Origin of the sequence: Pseudomonas inefficax, assembly GCF_900277125.1 — a bacterium.
Lineage (GTDB): Bacteria > Pseudomonadota > Gammaproteobacteria > Pseudomonadales > Pseudomonadaceae > Aquipseudomonas > Aquipseudomonas inefficax.
Map to the genome: position 1 here is coordinate 87,689 of NZ_OPYN01000232.1, position 16,232 is coordinate 103,920.

Below are 16,232 nucleotides of genomic sequence, written 5' to 3' on the forward strand. Positions count from 1 at the left end.
AACATTCACGACCTGTGCAGTACCTGTGGGAGCGGGCAAGCCCGCGAAAGGGCCGACACAAATCCTGAGGCAAAAAAAACGCCCCCGGCCTTTCGACCGGGGGCGTTTTCATTCAGCCTGAGCTAACTCAGTTCTTGGCTTTCTTGGCAGCGCGGGTACGCTCGCCTTCGTCCAGGATCTTCTTGCGCAGACGGATCGACTTAGGAGTCACTTCGCACAGCTCGTCGTCCTGGATGAATTCCAGGGCTTGTTCCAGGGTGTGGCGAACTGGCGGTACCAGGGCGATGACTTCGTCTTTGCCCGAAGCACGCATGTTGTCGAGCTTCTTGCCCTTGGTCGGGTTCACGCCCAGGTCGTTGTCACGGCTGTTCAGGCCGATGATCTGACCGTTGTAGATCTCCTGGCCGTGTTCAACGAACAGCTTGCCGCGAGCCTGCAGGGTTTCCAGCGAGTAGGTCAGCGCCTTGCCAGTTTCGACCGATACCAGAACGCCGTTCAGGCGGCCGGACATCTGGCCCGACTTCATGGTGTCGTAGCGATCGAAGATCGAGGTCAGGATGCCTGCACCGTTGGTCAGGGTCAGGAACTGGTTACGGAAACCGATCAGACCACGGGCTGGAATGTTGTATTCCAGGCGAACACGGCCTTTGCCATCCGGCACCATGTTGGTCAGGTCGCCCTTACGCAGGCCCATCTCTTCCATGACCTTGCCCTGGGATTCTTCAGGGATGTCGATGGTGACGTTCTCGAACGGCTCCTGCTTGACGCCGTCAACTTCGCGGATGATCACTTCAGGACGGCCTACAGCCATCTCGAAGCCTTCACGACGCATGGTTTCGATCAGTACCGACAGGTGCAGCTCACCACGGCCCGATACCTTGAACTTGTCAGGGGAATCGGTTTCCTGAACGCGCAGGGCTACGTTGTACAGCAGCTCTTTGTCCAGACGGTCCTTGATGTTACGGCTGGTGACGAACTTGCCTTCCTTGCCGCAGAACGGCGAGTCGTTGACCTGGAAGGTCATCGAAACGGTTGGCTCGTCGACGGTCAGCGGCTTCATCGCTTCTACCGCATCCGGTGCGCACAGGGTGTCGGAGATGAACAGCTCGTCGAAACCGCTGATGCAGACGATATCGCCGGCCTGGGCTTCTTCGACATCCACGCGGTGCAGGCCGTGGTGACCCATCAGCTTCAGGATACGACCGTTACGCTTCTTGCCGTTGGTGTCGATGGCGACAACCGGGGTGTTCGGCTTGACGCGACCACGGGCGATACGGCCAACGCCGATAACACCGAGGAAGCTGTTGTAGTCCAGTGCGGAGATCTGCATCTGGAACGGGCCGTCACGGTCAACGGACGGTGCTGGTACGTTGTCGACGATCGACTGGTACAGCGCGGTCATGTCTTCGCCCATTTCGGTGTGGTCCAGACCGGCAATGCCGTTCAGGGCCGAGGCGTAGACAACTTTGAAGTCCAGCTGCTCATCGGTGGCACCGAGGTTGTCGAACAGATCGAAGATCTGGTCCAGAACCCAGTCAGGACGCGCGCCCGGGCGGTCAACCTTGTTGATCACCACGATCGGCTTCAGGCCAGCTTCGAAAGCCTTCTTGGTCACGAAGCGGGTTTGCGGCATCGGGCCGTCCTGGGCGTCGACCAGCAGCAGCACGGAGTCGACCATCGACATTACACGCTCAACCTCGCCACCGAAGTCGGCGTGGCCGGGGGTGTCGACGATGTTGATGTGGTAGCCGTTCCAGTTGATGGCGGTGTTTTTCGCCAGAATGGTAATGCCGCGCTCTTTTTCCTGGTCGTTGGAGTCCATCACGCGCTCGTCGTTGAGCTCGTTACGCTCCAGGGTGCCGGACTGGCGCAGGAGTTTGTCGACCAGGGTGGTTTTACCATGGTCAACGTGGGCGATGATGGCGATGTTACGCAGATTTTCGATCACAACTGTATCTCGATCAGAGGATTCGGTTGCCGCCAGTGTAGGCGGCGAATATGTACGGTTTGAGGCTCAGCGGGCCCGATGGTCGGGAGGGCGATGGCGGATGCTGCCGCCATACAGCCCTGGCGTCTTATGTCGGACGATAAACACGCACATTGGCATGTCCCTCACTGAGCAGGTGGTGTGCGTGCAAACGGCTCATCACACCTTTGTCGCAATACAGCAAGTACTGGCGGTTGGCATCCAGCTGCTTGAACTTGCTGTTGATGGCATAAAACGGCATGGCCTGGACTTCGATACCGTCGAGCACCAGAGGTTCGTCTTCCTGGGCATCGGGGTGACGAATGTCGATGACGATCTGACCGGGCAGCGCCTCGGTCACTTCCTCGATTTCGATGTCCTTGCCCAGTTCGTCGATCACATGGTCGATGGAGATCAGCCGGGCGCGTTCCAGGGCACGCTCCAGCACGGCCATGTCGAACTGCTTCTCTTCATGCTCCATGCGGTGACGCTTGGCGTGGGTGGTCGGGTTTACCGAGATCACGCCGCAGTATTCTGGCATGTGCTTGGCGAAGTCGGCAGTGCCGATCGCGTTGGCCTGGTCGATGATGTCCTGCTTGTGGCTGGCCAGCAGCGGGCGCAGCACCAGCTTGTCGGTGGCCGAGTCGATGATCGACAGGTTCGGCAGGGTCTGGCTGGAAACCTGGGAAATCGCTTCGCCGGTGACCAGGGCGTCGATCTCCAGGCGGTCGGCCATGTGCGCGGCACCGCGCAGCATCATGCGCTTGAGGGTCACGCCCATGTAGCTGTTGTCGACCTTGTTGAGGATCTCGCCGACCACTTCCTCGAACGGCACGCTGATGAACAGCACGCGCTGGCTGCTGCCGAACTTCTTCCACAGGTAGTGGGCCACTTCCATCACGCCCAGCTCGTGGGCGCGGCCGCCGAGGTTGAAGAAGCAGAAGTGGGTCATCAGGCCACGGCGCATCATCTGGTAGGCCGCCACGGTGGAGTCGAAGCCGCCGGACATCAGTACCAGGGTCTGCTCCAGGGCGCCCAGCGGGTAGCCGCCAATGCCCTGGTGCTGGTTGTGGATCACGTACAGGCGCTGGTCGCGGATTTCGATGCGTACCAGCACTTCCGGGTTCTTCAGCTCGATGCCGGCGGCGCCGCACTGCTGGCGCAGCTGGCTGCCGACGTATCGGTCGACATCCATCGAGGTGAAATCGTGGTGGCCGCCGCGCTTGCAGCGTACGGCGAAGTGCTTGCCGGCCAGCAGGTGACCGAAGTGCTGCTTGCACTTGGCAACGATGTCGTCGAAGTCCCCGAGCGGGTATTCCTCTACCTGCAGGAAGTGGGTGATACCCGGCGTGCAGGTGAGGCGCTCGATCATCTCGCGCTGGACTTTTTCGTCTTCGACGCGGGTGACCACTTCGAGATTGTCCCAGACACCATCGACCACGAGCTCAGGGTCGAGGTCCTTGAGCACGTTGCGGATGTTCTTGCCGAGCTGGCGGATGAAGCGCTTGCGCACCGGCCGGCTCTTGATGGTGATTTCTGGGAAGACTTTGACGATAAGTTTCATTGGTTAACAGCGCGCGCAGGGCCTGCCGAAAATGAGGGGCGCGAATTATAGCGGAAATTGCTCAGGATTTGACCAACTTTTGATCAGAAGCTTTCAGATGAATACAGGGAGCGGGTTTTGCGCTGGCTGTGCCGACCCTTTCGCGGGTGAACCCGCTCCCACAAGAATGTCACAGCCTTCGAAATCTGTGCGGCCCCTGTGGGAGCGGGTTCTCCCGCGAAGAGGCCCTCAAAGAACGCACAAATCCAACCAGTGCACACTATTGGTGCACGACTACCGAAAATCGCATCGTAAGAGTGCACTTTTCGCCATTAACCCAACACCAGATGCTCGCAAACGCCCCCTTTTATCCCGCCCTCGCCATTTTCGGGCACTGGCATGCAATTTGCTCCCTTGTGAGGCAGGTAAGCTTGGCCGACTATCCGCGCCCGGCAACACCCTTTTTCCAGGGCAGCGGCCCACCGCGCTCTAGACCATCCGGAGGACAACATGTCGAAGTCGGTTCAACTCATCAAAGATCATGACGTCAAGTGGATTGATCTGCGTTTCACGGACACCAAAGGCATTCAGCACCACGTGACCATGCCGTCGCGTGATGCGCTGGAAGACGACTTCTTCGAAGTCGGCAAGATGTTCGACGGTTCCTCCATCGCTGGCTGGAAAGGCATCGAAGCTTCCGACATGATCCTGATGCCGGTCGACGAAACTGCCGTACTGGACCCGTTCACCGAAGAGCCGACCCTGATCATCACCTGCGACATCGTCGACCCGTCGAGCATGCAGGGCTACGATCGTGACCCTCGCGCCATCGCCAAGCGCGCCGAAGAGTACCTCAAGAGCACCGGCATCGGTGACACCGTATTCGCAGGCCCAGAGCCAGAGTTCTTCATCTTCGACGAAGTGAAGTTCCAGTCGGACATCTCCGGCTCGATGTTCAAGATCTTCTCCGAGCAAGGCTCGTGGATGACCGGCGCTGACGTGGAAGGCGGCAACAAAGGCCACCGCCCAGGCGTGAAAGGCGGCTACTTCCCGGTTCCGCCGTTCGACCACGACCACGAAATCCGTACTGCCATGTGCAACGCACTGGAAGAAATGGGCCAGACCGTCGAAGTTCACCACCACGAAGTGGCGACTGCCGGCCAGAACGAAATCGGCGTCAAGTTCAACACCCTGGTGAAGAAGGCTGACGAAGTACAGGCGCTGAAGTACGTCGTGCACAACGTTGCCGATGCCTACGGCCGCACCGCCACCTTCATGCCGAAGCCACTGTACGGCGACAACGGCTCGGGCATGCACGTGCACATGTCGATCTGGAAAGACGGCAAGAACACCTTCTCGGGTGAAGGCTATGCCGGCCTGTCCGACACCGCCCTGTACTTCATCGGCGGTATCATCAAGCACGGCAAGGCCCTGAACGGCTTCACCAACCCGTCGACCAACTCCTACAAGCGTCTGGTACCAGGCTTCGAAGCCCCGGTAATGCTGGCCTACTCGGCTCGCAACCGTTCCGCCTCGATCCGTATTCCTTACGTCGGCAGCCCGAAAGCACGCCGTATCGAAGCTCGCTTCCCGGACCCATCGGCCAACCCGTACCTGGCCTTCGCGGCCCTGCTGATGGCCGGCCTGGACGGTATCCAGAACAAGATCCACCCAGGCGATGCTGCCGACAAGAACCTGTACGACCTGCCGCCTGAAGAGGCCAAGGACATCCCACAGGTTTGCGGCAGCCTGAAGGAAGCCCTGGAAGAGCTGGACAAGGGCCGTGCGTTCCTGACCAAGGGCGGCGTGTTCTCCGACGACTTCATCGATGCCTTCATCGAGCTGAAGAGCGAAGAAGAAATCAAGGTCCGCACCTTCGTTCACCCGCTGGAATACGAGCTGTACTACAGCTGCTGATCTGATTGGCGCCCCGCGCCGATGACATGATCAGGACGGCCTCCTTCGGGAGGCCGTTTTCGTTTCTGCCGTTGCAATTTCGGACGACTCCTACCCAAAAAACGGGCTGGCACCTTCACACTCCAGGTTTCGCTCAATGGAGGTTTTGTCATGCGCCGTTTCCCCCTCGCCGTTTTTGCTGCATTTGCATTTACAGGCTGCACCGCAACCGCAGCACCCAACCCTGCGCTCGCCCCCTTGCTCGATACGATAGAGCGTCGGCTTGCACTGGCAGAAGCTGTCGCGCTGCACAAGTGGGACAAGAACCAGCCGGTCCAGGCCACCCTGCGGGAGCAACAAGTGCTGGCGAATGTACGTACCGCGTCACTCAGACAAGGCATGGAGCCACAACGCGCCGAAGCCTTCTTCGCCGACCAGATCGAAGCCAACAAGCTGGTGCAGTACACATTGCTTTCCCGCTGGCATCACAAGGGTTCTGCGCCGGACACGCAACGCAGAGACTTGCAACACGAGATACGTCCGCAACTGGATGAATTGCAGGTAGTGCTACTGCAACAACTGGCAACCTTCGATCAGCAGCCTACGCACACCTGCAGCGCCGACCTGGCCAATGAAGTGGCCCGTCGCCCGGTGCCGCCTCTGATACGGCAAGCCTTGGTTCGCGCTACGGGCCAACTGTGCGATAAGCCCTGAAAGTTCTATGCTCTAGTTTGGTGCATCTCACGGGACGACGCCCTTGAATGCACCCCAAATAAGGTCACAAGAAACGTTACACCAGAACATTCTGGTGCATATTTGCGCAAATTCAGTTCTTTATCGGCCAATTCCGCTTCTTTTCGGAGCCTTGGTTTGTTTCTTGCATTTCCTCGGGAATACCGGAATCGGCGGATCCACCGTGCGGCCACCCCTGCCCGCTCCCTGCCAGACAAGCGCCAAAAGAGGTCAACGACGCCTTATGACCATCAGCGATGCACAGCACCGTCTGCTTCTGGACAACCTGACCACCGCCACCCTGCTGCTCAACGCCGAGCTGCGCCTGGAGTACATGAACCCGGCCGCGGAAATGCTGCTGGCGGTCAGTGGCCAGCGCAGCCATGGGCAGTTCATCAGCGAACTGTTCACCGAGTCGACCGAAGCACTCAGCTCCCTGCGCCAGGCGGTCGAGCAGGCGCACCCGTTCACCAAGCGCGAAGCGCAGCTCACCTCGCTGACCGGGCAGACCATCACCGTCGACTACGCGGTAACGCCGATCCTGCACCAGGGCCAGACCCTGCTGCTGCTGGAGGTGCACCCGCGTGACCGGCTGCTGCGCATCACCAAGGAAGAGGCCCAGCTGAGCAAGCAGGAAACCACAAAGATGCTGGTGCGCGGCCTGGCCCACGAAATCAAGAACCCCCTCGGCGGCATCCGCGGCGCAGCCCAGCTGCTGGCTCGCGAGCTGCCTGAAGAAAGCCTGCGCGACTATACCAACGTGATCATCGAGGAAGCCGACCGCCTGCGTAATCTGGTCGACCGCATGCTCGGTTCGAACAAGCTGCCGTCGCTGGCCATGACCAATATCCACGAAGTATTGGAGCGGGTCTGCAGCCTGGTAGAGGCCGAAAGCCAAGGCTGCATCACTTTGGTGCGCGACTACGACCCCAGCCTGCCGGATGTGTTGATCGACCGCGAACAGATGATCCAGGCCGTGCTCAACATCGTGCGCAATGCCATGCAGGCGATCAGTTCGCAGAACGAATTGCGCCTGGGCCGCATCACCCTGCGCAGCCGCGCCCTGCGCCAGTTCACCATCGGCCACGTGCGCCATCGCCTGGTAGCGCGGGTGGAGATCATCGACAACGGCCCGGGCATCCCGCCGGAGCTGCAGGACACCCTCTTCTATCCCATGGTCAGCGGCCGCCCGGACGGTACCGGGCTGGGCCTGGCCATTACCCAGAACATCATCAGCCAGCACCAGGGCCTGATCGAGTGTGAAAGCCATGCAGGCCACACCGCCTTTTCGATCTACCTGCCCCTGGAACAAGGAGCCACCGCCTCATGAGCCGAAGTGAAACCGTATGGATCGTCGACGATGATCGCTCCATCCGCTGGGTCCTGGAAAAAGCCCTGCAACAGGAAGGCATGACCACCCAGAGCTTCGACAGCGCCGATGGCGTTATGGGCCGCCTGGCACGCCAGCAACCGGATGTGATCATTTCCGATATCCGCATGCCGGGCACCAGCGGCCTCGACCTGTTGGCACAGATACGTGAGCAGCACCCGCGCCTGCCGGTCATCATCATGACCGCCCATTCCGACCTGGACAGCGCCGTGGCGTCGTACCAGGGCGGTGCCTTCGAGTACCTGCCCAAGCCGTTCGATGTGGACGAGGCAGTCTCGCTGGTCAAGCGCGCCAACCAGCACGCCCAGGAGCAACAAGGGCTGGATGTGCCGCAGAGCCTGGCGCGCACCCCGGAAATCATCGGTGAAGCACCGGCGATGCAGGAAGTGTTTCGCGCCATCGGCCGCCTCAGCCACTCCAATATCACCGTGCTTATCAATGGCGAGTCCGGTACCGGCAAGGAACTGGTGGCCCACGCCCTGCACCGCCACAGCCCGCGTGCGGCGTCGCCGTTCATTGCCCTGAACATGGCCGCCATCCCCAAGGACCTGATGGAGTCCGAGCTGTTCGGCCACGAGAAAGGCGCCTTTACCGGCGCCGCCAACCTGCGCCGGGGTCGCTTCGAGCAGGCCGACGGCGGCACCCTGTTCCTCGACGAGATCGGTGACATGCCTGCCGACACCCAGACCCGTCTGCTGCGGGTACTGGCCGATGGCGAGTTCTATCGCGTGGGCGGGCACGTGCCGGTCAAGGTCGACGTGCGCATAATCGCCGCCACCCACCAGAACCTGGAGTCGCTGGTACAGGCCGGCAAGTTCCGCGAGGACTTGTTCCACCGCCTGAACGTGATTCGCATCCACATTCCACGGCTGGCCGACCGCCGCGAAGATATCCCCGCCCTCGCCCGCCACTTCCTCGCCCGCGCCGCGCAGGAACTGGCGGTCGAGCCGAAGATCCTCAAGCCGGAAACCGAGGAGTTCATTCGCAACCTGCCGTGGCCGGGCAACGTACGGCAGATGGAGAACACCTGCCGCTGGATCACCGTGATGGCCTCCAGCCGCGAAGTGCTGATCGGCGACCTGCCGCCCGAGCTGTTGAACCTGCCACAGGACGCGGCCCCGGTAACCAACTGGGAGCAGGCCCTGCGCCAGTGGGCCGACCAGGCGTTGGCGCGTGGGCAGACCAGCCTGCTGGACAGCGCAGTGCCGAGCTTCGAGCGGATCATGATCGAGACGGCGCTCAAGCACACCGCTGGCCGTCGGCGCGATGCGGCGCTGCTGCTCGGCTGGGGGCGAAATACCCTGACGCGCAAGATCAAGGAGCTGGGGATGAATGTGGCGGGTGGGGATGATGAGGAAGGTGACGAGCACTAACGTCCGGTAAACCTTCAAAGCCATTGGGGCTGCTGCGCAGCCCTTTCGCGACACAAGGCCGCTCCCACAGGTACGGCGCTATCTCTGAACCGAGCGGCGTCCTGTGGGAGCGGCCTTGTGTCGCGATAGGCCTGCGAAGCAGGCCCCGCCATTCCCACGCCCATGCACCGATCCTGTGCCCGATGCACCTCTCGAAGGCACTAATCCCCCGCAAAAACGGCCAATTCACCCTGAAAACCCATAATTCACAGGCTTTTCAAAACTGGCACGCCCCCTGCAATAGCTAATACATCCCAAGTTTCGGGGGCCCTGGTACAGGCAGGCCGGGTGAACCCCTCTTTTATTCGCAACATCGCCAGTTTTGGGGACCTCGGTACAGGCAGGCCGGGATATCCCCTCTTTTATTCGTGCAGTTTCACCAGCAATCGCCAGCGCCCAGCGTCCTCTGCACCGACCCACTCACCGTGCAGGGGGCGCGCGGCTACCACCGTCAGCAACAGCCCCTCCTTGCTCATTTGCACCCGCCAGCTCACCGGCTTGCCCTGCAGGCTCAGTTGCCCCTGCCGGGCCTTGCCTTGGGCCTGGAACAACAGCGCTACCGTACCTTCCACATTCTCGCCATGCAGCTGAGGCTCTTCGTTGAACCACAGCTCCAGGCCGTCCTGCACTACCTCCACCTGCTGCAGCTCGCGCTCCTCGGGCGTCGTCAGGCGCCCAATCATCAGCCCCACCATCAAGCCGACAATCGCCAGCGACAGCATCACCCGCGGGAACGCCTTCGAACGCATGTCCGGTTCGGGGGTAGAATGCCCGTCATCTTCACGCTTGGAGCCGTGCATGTTTCACGTCATCCTTTTTCAACCAGAAATTCCGCCGAATACCGGCAACATCATTCGCCTCTGCGCCAACAGCGGTTGCGACCTGCACCTGATCGAGCCCATCAGCTTCGAACTGGATGACAAGCGCCTGCGGCGCGCGGGGCTGGACTACCACGAGTATGCCACGCTCAAGCGCCACGAGAGCCTGGCCGGATGCCTGGAAAGCCTGGGCAACCCACGACTGTTCGCCTTCACCACCAAGGGCTCGCACCCGTTCCACGAAGTGGCGTACCAGCCGGGCGATGCGTTCCTGTTCGGGCCGGAAAGCCGAGGCTTGCCGACCGAAGTGCTGGAAAGCCTGCCTGCCGAACAACGCCTGCGCCTGCCGATGCGGCCGGGGTGCCGTAGCCTGAACCTGTCCAATACCGTGGCTGTGACGGTGTATGAGGCGTGGCGGCAGAATGGGTTTGCGGGGAGCTGAGTTATAGCCTGTGCCGGCCTCTTCGCGGGTAAACCCGCTCCCACAGGTGTTGCACTGGCTTTGAGTCTGTGCGGCCGCTGTGGGAGCGGGTTTACCCGCGAAGAGGCCGGCACAGGCAACAAAAAAGCGCCCCGAAAGGCGCTTTTCTGATACCGGCAGATATTACTGCACGGTCGGCGCTTCGCCAGCTTCCTGCATGCGCTGCATTTCCTGCGCGTACAGGGCGTCGAAGTTGACCGGCGACAGCATCAGGGCCGGGAACGAACCACGGGTCACCAGGCTGTCCAGGGTCTCGCGGGCGTAAGGGAACAGGATGTTCGGGCAGAACGCGCCCAGGGTGTGGCTCATCGAAGCCGCGTCCAGGTTCTTGATCAGGAAGATACCGGCCTGCTGCACTTCAGCGATGAAAGCCACTTCGTCACCATTCTTGACGGTAACCGACAGGGTCAGTACCACCTCGTGGAAGTCACCTTCCAGGGCTTTCTGCTTGGTGTTCAGGTCCAGGGCAACGCTCGGCTCCCAGGTCTGGCGGAAGATCTGCGGGCTTTTCGGGGCTTCGAACGACAGGTCGCGCACATAGATGCGCTGCATGGAGAACTGAGGGCTGTTGTCTTCTGCAGCAGCGCCGTTGGTCTGTTGGTCAGTCATGGCAGATCCTTATCCTAATGTTTTTGAATGCAGTGCAAATCAGGCTGCCAGCAGCGCATCGAGCTTGCCGGCGCGCTCCAGCGCATAAAGGTCATCGCATCCACCGACGTGGGTGCTGCCGATCCAGATCTGCGGCACCGATGTACGGCCGGCCTTCTGGCTCATCTCGGCACGAACCTGGGGCTTGCCGTCGACCTTGATTTCCTCGAAGGCCACGCCCTTGCTCTCGAGCAGGTACTTGGCGCGCATGCAGTAGGGGCAGTAGTCGCTGGAATAGACGATGACGGGCTTCATATCACTTCACCAGGGGCAGGTTATCGGCTTTCCAGCTGGAAACGCCACCGCTCAGTTTGGCGGCGTTGTAACCAGCCTTGAGCAGCTCGCGGCAGATGGTGCCGGACTGCTGGCCCATAGAATCGACGACGATCAGGGTCTTGTCTTTGTGCTTGTCCAACTCGCTCATGCGGTTGACCAGCTTGTCCTGTGGGATGTTCACCGCACCGACGATGTGACCGGCGGAGTATTCCTTGGCCGGGCGGATGTCGATGACCAGGGCTTTCTCGGCATTGACCAGGGCAGTCAGCTGGCCGTTGCTCAGGCTCTGGCCGCCGCGACGGATTTCGTTGACCAGCAGCGCGACCAGCAAGACAACGAAGATCGCCACCAGGATGTAGTGGTTTGTCGCAAATTGAATCAGGTTAGCAACCATCTGGGGTGTTCCACGCGATTGAAAATGCCGGCCAGTATACACAGCCCCTTATTGCCACCAAAGCCCGACGGGCCGGCCGGAAAGGTACCTTCATGTTGCCACATCGGCCACGCTGGTCAGGGAACAGGACGAATATTCGCCGCCGGTGGCGCATTTGCCCTAAAATGCGTGTCTTTATCATCTTTGAACAACCGTGAGTTTGATTGATGACGAGTACGCCCAAACCCCTGGTCCTGATCATCCTGGATGGCTTCGGCCACAGCGAAAGCCCCGAATACAACGCCATCTATGCCGCCAACACACCGGTCTATGACCGCCTGCGCGCCAGCCAGCCGCATGGCCTCATTTCCGGCTCGGGCATGGATGTCGGCCTGCCGGACGGGCAGATGGGCAACTCCGAAGTCGGTCACATGAACCTCGGCGCCGGCCGCGTCGTGTACCAGGATTTCACCCGGGTGACCAAGGCCATCCGCGACGGCGATTTCTTCGAGAACCCGGTACTGACCGGTGCCGTGGACAAGGCAGCCAGTGCCGGCAAGGCCGTGCATATCCTGGGGCTGTTGTCCGATGGCGGCGTACACAGCCACCAGGACCACCTGGTGGCCATGGTCGAGCTTGCCGCGCAGCGCGGTGCGCAGAAGATCTACCTGCATGCCTTCCTCGATGGCCGCGACACGCCGCCACGCAGCGCGCAGTCGTCCATCGAACTGCTCGATGCCACCTTTGCCAAGCTGGGCAAGGGCCGCATCGCCAGCCTGATCGGTCGCTACTACGCCATGGACCGCGACAACCGCTGGGACCGCGTCAGCGCCGCCTACAACCTGATCGTCGACAGCGCTGCCGAATACACCGCCGACACCGCCCTGGCCGGCCTGGAAGCGGCCTACGCTCGCGACGAGAGCGACGAGTTCGTCAAGGCCACACGCGTGGGTGAAGCAGTCAAGGTCGAAGACGGCGACGCAGTGATCTTCATGAACTTCCGCGCCGACCGCGCCCGCGAACTGTCGCGCGTGTTCGTCGAGCCCGACTTCAATGAATTCCCCCGCGCCCGCCTGCCAAAACTGGCCGCCTACATTGGCCTGACCCAGTACTCGGCGAAGATCCCGGCCCCCGCCGCCTTCGCTCCGGCCAGCCTGAACAACGTGCTGGGCGAGTACCTGGCGAAGAACGGCAAGACCCAGCTGCGCATCGCCGAGACCGAGAAGTATGCACACGTCACCTTCTTCTTCTCCGGTGGCCGCGAAGAGCCGTTCGAAGGCGAAGAACGCATCCTGATCCCGTCGCCGAAGGTTGCCACCTACGACCTGCAGCCGGAAATGAGCGCGCCCGAGGTTACCGACCGCATCGTCGAAGCCATCGAGCAGCAGCGTTATGACGTGATCGTGGTCAACTACGCCAACGGCGACATGGTTGGCCATACCGGCGTGTTCGAAGCGGCGGTGAAGGCCGTCGAGGCCCTGGATGGTTGCGTCGGGCGCATCGTCGAAGCACTGGACAAGGTCGGCGGCGAAGCGCTGATCACCGCTGACCACGGCAACGTCGAGCAGATGGAAGACGAGTGCACCGGCCAAGCGCACACCGCGCACACCACCGAGCCGGTGCCGTTCATCTATGTGGGCAAGCGCAACGTCAAAGTGCGTGACGGCGGCGTGCTGGCGGATGTGGCGCCGACCATGCTGAAGCTGCTGGGGCTGGAAAAACCGGTGGAAATGACCGGTACATCCATCCTGGTCGATGCCTGATTTTGTGTAAGGGGGCCGCTTTGCGGCCCATTCGCAGCACAAGGCTGCTCCTACAAAAGGATCGCGTGATGCTTGTAGGAGCAGCCTTGTGCTGCGAAAGGGCTGCACAGCAGCCCCAATTACACATGAATTCCAGACAAACGCCCCTCTGCACCCGCAGCGAGGCGTTTTTTTTGCCCGCCCGCGCGGGCATACTAGGCCAGTCTCCATCCTTGGTACGCCAAACCCCATGCTTCGCGCCCTGATTCTCCTAGCCCTGTCTTGCCTGCTCAGCCCGGCCTTCGCCGATGAGCGTGCGCAGACCCAGCAGCAACTGGACGCCACCCGTCAGGACATTGCCGAGCTCAAGAAGACGCTGGGCAAGCTCCAGGAAGAAAAAGCCGGTGTGCAAAAGGACCTCAAAGCCACCGAGACCGATATCGGCAACCTCGAAAAGCAGGTGGAGGCCCTGCAGCAAGAACTAAAAAAGACCGAGGGCGAGCTGGAGCGCCTTGATACCGAGAAAAAAAAACTCCAGAGCGCCCGCGTTGAACAACAGCGACTGATCGCCATCCAGGCCCGTTCGGGCTACCAGAACGGCCGCGAGGAATACCTCAAGCTTCTGCTCAACCAGCAGAACCCCGAGAAGTTCGCCCGTACCCTCACTTACTACGACTACCTGAGCAAGGCGCGCCTGGAGCAACTGCGCACCTTCAACGAGACCCTGCGCCAACTGGCCAATGTCGAACAGGAAATAGCTACCCAGCAGCAACAGCTGCTGGCCCAGCGCGCCGACCTGGACACCCGCCGCCAGGCCCTGGAAACCGAGCGTGGCAAGCGCCAGCAGGTACTGGCCAAGCTCAATAGCGACATGAAGGACCGCGACCAGAAGCTGCAATCACGCCAGCAGGATCAGGCCGACCTGTCCAAAGTACTCAAGACCATCGAAGAAACCCTTGCCCGCCAGGCCCGCGAGGCCGAAGAAGCGCGCAAGAAGGCCTTGCTGGCCCAGCAGGAAGCGGAAAAACGCCGTCAGCAGGAAGCCTTGGCCGCCGCTGCCGCCCGCGAACAGGCCGGCGAACCGGTGGAACCACCGAAAAAGGCCCGCACCACCCTGGGCCCGATGGTTTCCAGCGATGGCGCGAGCTACGGCGGCGCATTTTCTGCCGCACGGGGAAAACTTCCATGGCCGGTCAATGGTCGATTGCTGGCACGTTTCGGTGATGCCCGCGGCAGCGATGCCCGTGCCAAGTGGGACGGGGTGATGATCAGCGCCAACCCGGGCACCCAGGTACGAGCCGTGCATGGCGGGCGCGTAGTGTTCGCCGACTGGTTGCGCGGCGCCGGGCTTCTGGTCATTCTCGACCATGGTAACGGTTACCTGAGCCTGTACGGCCATAACCAGAGCCTGCTCAAGAGCGCCGGTGATATCGTCAAGGCCGGCGAGGCCATTTCCACCGTTGGCGACAGCGGCGGCCAGGACGCTGCCGGCTTGTACTTCGCCATCCGCCAACAAGGTCGGCCTACCGATCCTTCGCAGTGGTGCCGGGGCTAGTCAAATTTCTACGGTGTAGCCCATGGGCTGTGCCGACGCTCCCCAGGGAGCGCTTACAGGATCAGGAGTTCGTTCGACATGCTGCACTCGCCTCGTCTCACCCAGCTGGCCCTGTCCATCGCCCTGGCGGTCGGCGCGCCCCTGGCCACTGCCGCAGAGCCGGCCAAGCCTGCCGCAGTACCGGCCACCGAGGTGACCGCCAAGGCGCCACTGCCGCTTGAAGAGCTGCGCACCTTCGCCGAGGTAATGGACCGCATCAAGGCGGCCTATGTGGAGCCGGTGGACGACAAGACCCTGCTGGAAAATGCCATCAAAGGCATGCTCAGCAACCTCGACCCGCACTCGGCCTACCTCGGCCCCGAGGACTTCCAGGAGTTGCAGGAAAGCACCAGCGGCGAGTTCGGCGGGCTGGGCATCGAAGTGGGCCAGGAAGACGGCTTCATCAAGGTGGTCTCGCCGATCGATGACACCCCGGCCTCGCGTGCCGGCGTGCAGGCCGGCGACCTGATCGTCAAGATCAACGGCGCCCCGACCCGTGGCCAGACCATGACCGAAGCGGTCGACAAGATGCGCGGCAAGGTCGGCGAGAAAATCACCCTGACCCTTGTGCGCGACGGCGGCACCCCCTTCGACGTGACCCTGGCCCGCGCTGTCATCCAGGTCAAGAGCGTGAAGAGCCAGTTGCTGGAGAACGACTACGGCTACATCCGCATCACCCAGTTCCAGGTCAAGACTGGCGACGAAGTGGGCAAGGCCTTGGCCAAGATGCGCAAGGACAACGGCAAGAAGCTGCGCGGCGTGGTGCTTGACCTGCGCAACAACCCAGGCGGCGTATTGCAGTCGGCGGTGGAAGTGGCCGACCACTTCCTGACCAAGGGCCTGATCGTCTACACCAAGGGTCGCATCGCCAACTCCGAGCTGCGCTTCTCGGCCGACCCGGCCGACGCCAGCGACGGCGTGCCACTGGTGGTGCTGATCAACGGCGGTAGCGCCTCGGCCTCGGAAATTGTCGCCGGCGCCCTGCAAGACCAGAAACGCGCCGTGCTGATGGGCACCGACAGCTTCGGCAAAGGCTCGGTGCAGACCGTGCTGCCACTGGCCAACGACCGGGCGCTGAAGCTCACCACGGCGCTGTACTTCACCCCCAACGGCCGCTCGATCCAGGCCCAGGGCATCGTCCCCGACATCGAAGTGCGCCCAGCCAAGCTCACTGCCGAAGCCGACACCGACAACTTCAAGGAAGCCGACCTGCAGGGCCATCTGGGCAATGGCAACGGCGGCGCCGACCGACCGACCGGCAGCGGCAAGCGCAAGGAGCGCCCGCAGGATGACGACTTCCAGCTGAGCCAGGCCCTGAGCCTGCTCAAGGGCCTGAACATCACCAAGGGCGAATGATCCAG

14 protein-coding genes are annotated in these 16,232 nt (G+C 61.6%); 8 read left to right on the forward strand and 6 right to left on the reverse strand.

The features are described 5' to 3' along the window. Positions 1–127 precede the first annotated feature (127 nt). Both typA and thiI read right to left on the reverse strand, forming a co-directional pair. Positions 128–1,948 carry a translational GTPase TypA gene (gene typA / locus JV551A3_RS29215; protein WP_016712460.1) on the reverse strand — a complete coding sequence of 607 codons (1,821 nt, stop codon included), beginning with the start codon at positions 1,946–1,948 and terminating at the stop codon, positions 128–130. Between the two features lie 127 nt (positions 1,949–2,075). Beyond that, positions 2,076–3,530, reverse strand: a complete 1,455-nt coding sequence (gene thiI, locus JV551A3_RS29220) for a tRNA uracil 4-sulfurtransferase ThiI (RefSeq protein WP_112249590.1) — start codon at positions 3,528–3,530, stop codon at positions 2,076–2,078. Positions 3,531–4,019: 489 nt separating this feature from the next. On the opposite strand from thiI, the gene glnA reads away from it, so the two are divergent. The 4 genes from glnA to ntrC all read left to right on the forward strand — a co-directional run bounded on the left by glnA (position 4,020) and on the right by ntrC (position 8,900). Then, positions 4,020–5,426 (forward strand): type I glutamate--ammonia ligase, encoded by a 1,407-nt coding sequence (glnA, locus tag JV551A3_RS29225; RefSeq protein ID WP_025340936.1) that lies wholly within the window; start codon positions 4,020–4,022, stop codon positions 5,424–5,426. A gap of 150 nt (positions 5,427–5,576) precedes the next feature. Continuing rightward, on the forward strand, positions 5,577–6,119 hold the full coding sequence (locus tag JV551A3_RS29230) for a chorismate mutase (protein ID WP_133975975.1): 543 nt from the start codon (positions 5,577–5,579) through the stop codon (positions 6,117–6,119). 262 nt (positions 6,120–6,381) lie between these two features. Then, positions 6,382–7,467, forward strand: a complete 1,086-nt coding sequence (gene glnL / locus JV551A3_RS29235; RefSeq protein ID WP_133975977.1) for a nitrogen regulation protein NR(II) — start codon at positions 6,382–6,384, stop codon at positions 7,465–7,467. Beyond that, positions 7,464–8,900: a nitrogen regulation protein NR(I) gene (gene ntrC, locus JV551A3_RS29240; RefSeq protein ID WP_013974578.1), complete on the forward strand. Its 1,437-nt coding sequence runs from the start codon at positions 7,464–7,466 to the stop codon at positions 8,898–8,900. Before glnL ends, ntrC begins: the two co-directional genes overlap by 4 nt. A gap of 401 nt (positions 8,901–9,301) precedes the next feature. On the opposite strand, the gene JV551A3_RS29245 is transcribed toward ntrC, so the two are convergent. Continuing rightward, complete coding sequence (locus tag JV551A3_RS29245; protein ID WP_133975979.1) at positions 9,302–9,739, reverse strand: hypothetical protein; 438 nt, start codon at positions 9,737–9,739, stop codon at positions 9,302–9,304. Between JV551A3_RS29245 and trmL the strand changes: the two genes are divergently transcribed. Continuing rightward, the gene (gene trmL / locus JV551A3_RS29250; RefSeq protein WP_133975981.1) at positions 9,738–10,199 is read left to right on the forward strand and encodes a tRNA (uridine(34)/cytosine(34)/5-carboxymethylaminomethyluridine(34)-2'-O)-methyltransferase TrmL; all 462 of its coding nucleotides are present in this window, start codon (positions 9,738–9,740) and stop codon (positions 10,197–10,199) included. The genes JV551A3_RS29245 and trmL overlap by 2 nt on opposite strands. Before the next feature lie 162 nt (positions 10,200–10,361). Here the strand turns inward: trmL and secB are convergent, their stop codons facing one another. Genes secB through JV551A3_RS29265 form a run of 3 tightly spaced genes read right to left on the reverse strand, consistent with a single transcriptional unit; the run spans position 10,362 to position 11,556 of the window. Further along, on the reverse strand, positions 10,362–10,847 hold the full coding sequence (gene secB, locus JV551A3_RS29255) for a protein-export chaperone SecB (RefSeq protein WP_013974581.1): 486 nt from the start codon (positions 10,845–10,847) through the stop codon (positions 10,362–10,364). A 39-nt stretch (positions 10,848–10,886) separates the two neighbouring features. Continuing rightward, positions 10,887–11,141: a glutaredoxin 3 gene (gene grxC / locus JV551A3_RS29260; RefSeq protein ID WP_003249204.1), complete on the reverse strand. Its 255-nt coding sequence runs from the start codon at positions 11,139–11,141 to the stop codon at positions 10,887–10,889. Position 11,142: 1 nt separating this feature from the next. Next, positions 11,143–11,556, reverse strand: a complete 414-nt coding sequence (locus JV551A3_RS29265; RefSeq protein ID WP_112249599.1) for a rhodanese-like domain-containing protein — start codon at positions 11,554–11,556, stop codon at positions 11,143–11,145. A gap of 206 nt (positions 11,557–11,762) precedes the next feature. Between JV551A3_RS29265 and gpmI the strand changes: the two genes are divergently transcribed. The 3 genes from gpmI to JV551A3_RS29280 all read left to right on the forward strand — a co-directional run bounded on the left by gpmI (position 11,763) and on the right by JV551A3_RS29280 (position 16,227). Next, positions 11,763–13,298: a 2,3-bisphosphoglycerate-independent phosphoglycerate mutase gene (gene gpmI, locus JV551A3_RS29270; protein ID WP_133975982.1), complete on the forward strand. Its 1,536-nt coding sequence runs from the start codon at positions 11,763–11,765 to the stop codon at positions 13,296–13,298. Positions 13,299–13,527: 229 nt separating this feature from the next. After that, positions 13,528–14,832 carry a murein hydrolase activator EnvC family protein gene (locus JV551A3_RS29275; RefSeq protein WP_133975984.1) on the forward strand — a complete coding sequence of 435 codons (1,305 nt, stop codon included), beginning with the start codon at positions 13,528–13,530 and terminating at the stop codon, positions 14,830–14,832. A 78-nt stretch (positions 14,833–14,910) separates the two neighbouring features. Continuing rightward, positions 14,911–16,227, forward strand: a complete 1,317-nt coding sequence (locus JV551A3_RS29280) for a S41 family peptidase (protein ID WP_133975986.1) — start codon at positions 14,911–14,913, stop codon at positions 16,225–16,227. Positions 16,228–16,232 lie beyond the last annotated feature (5 nt).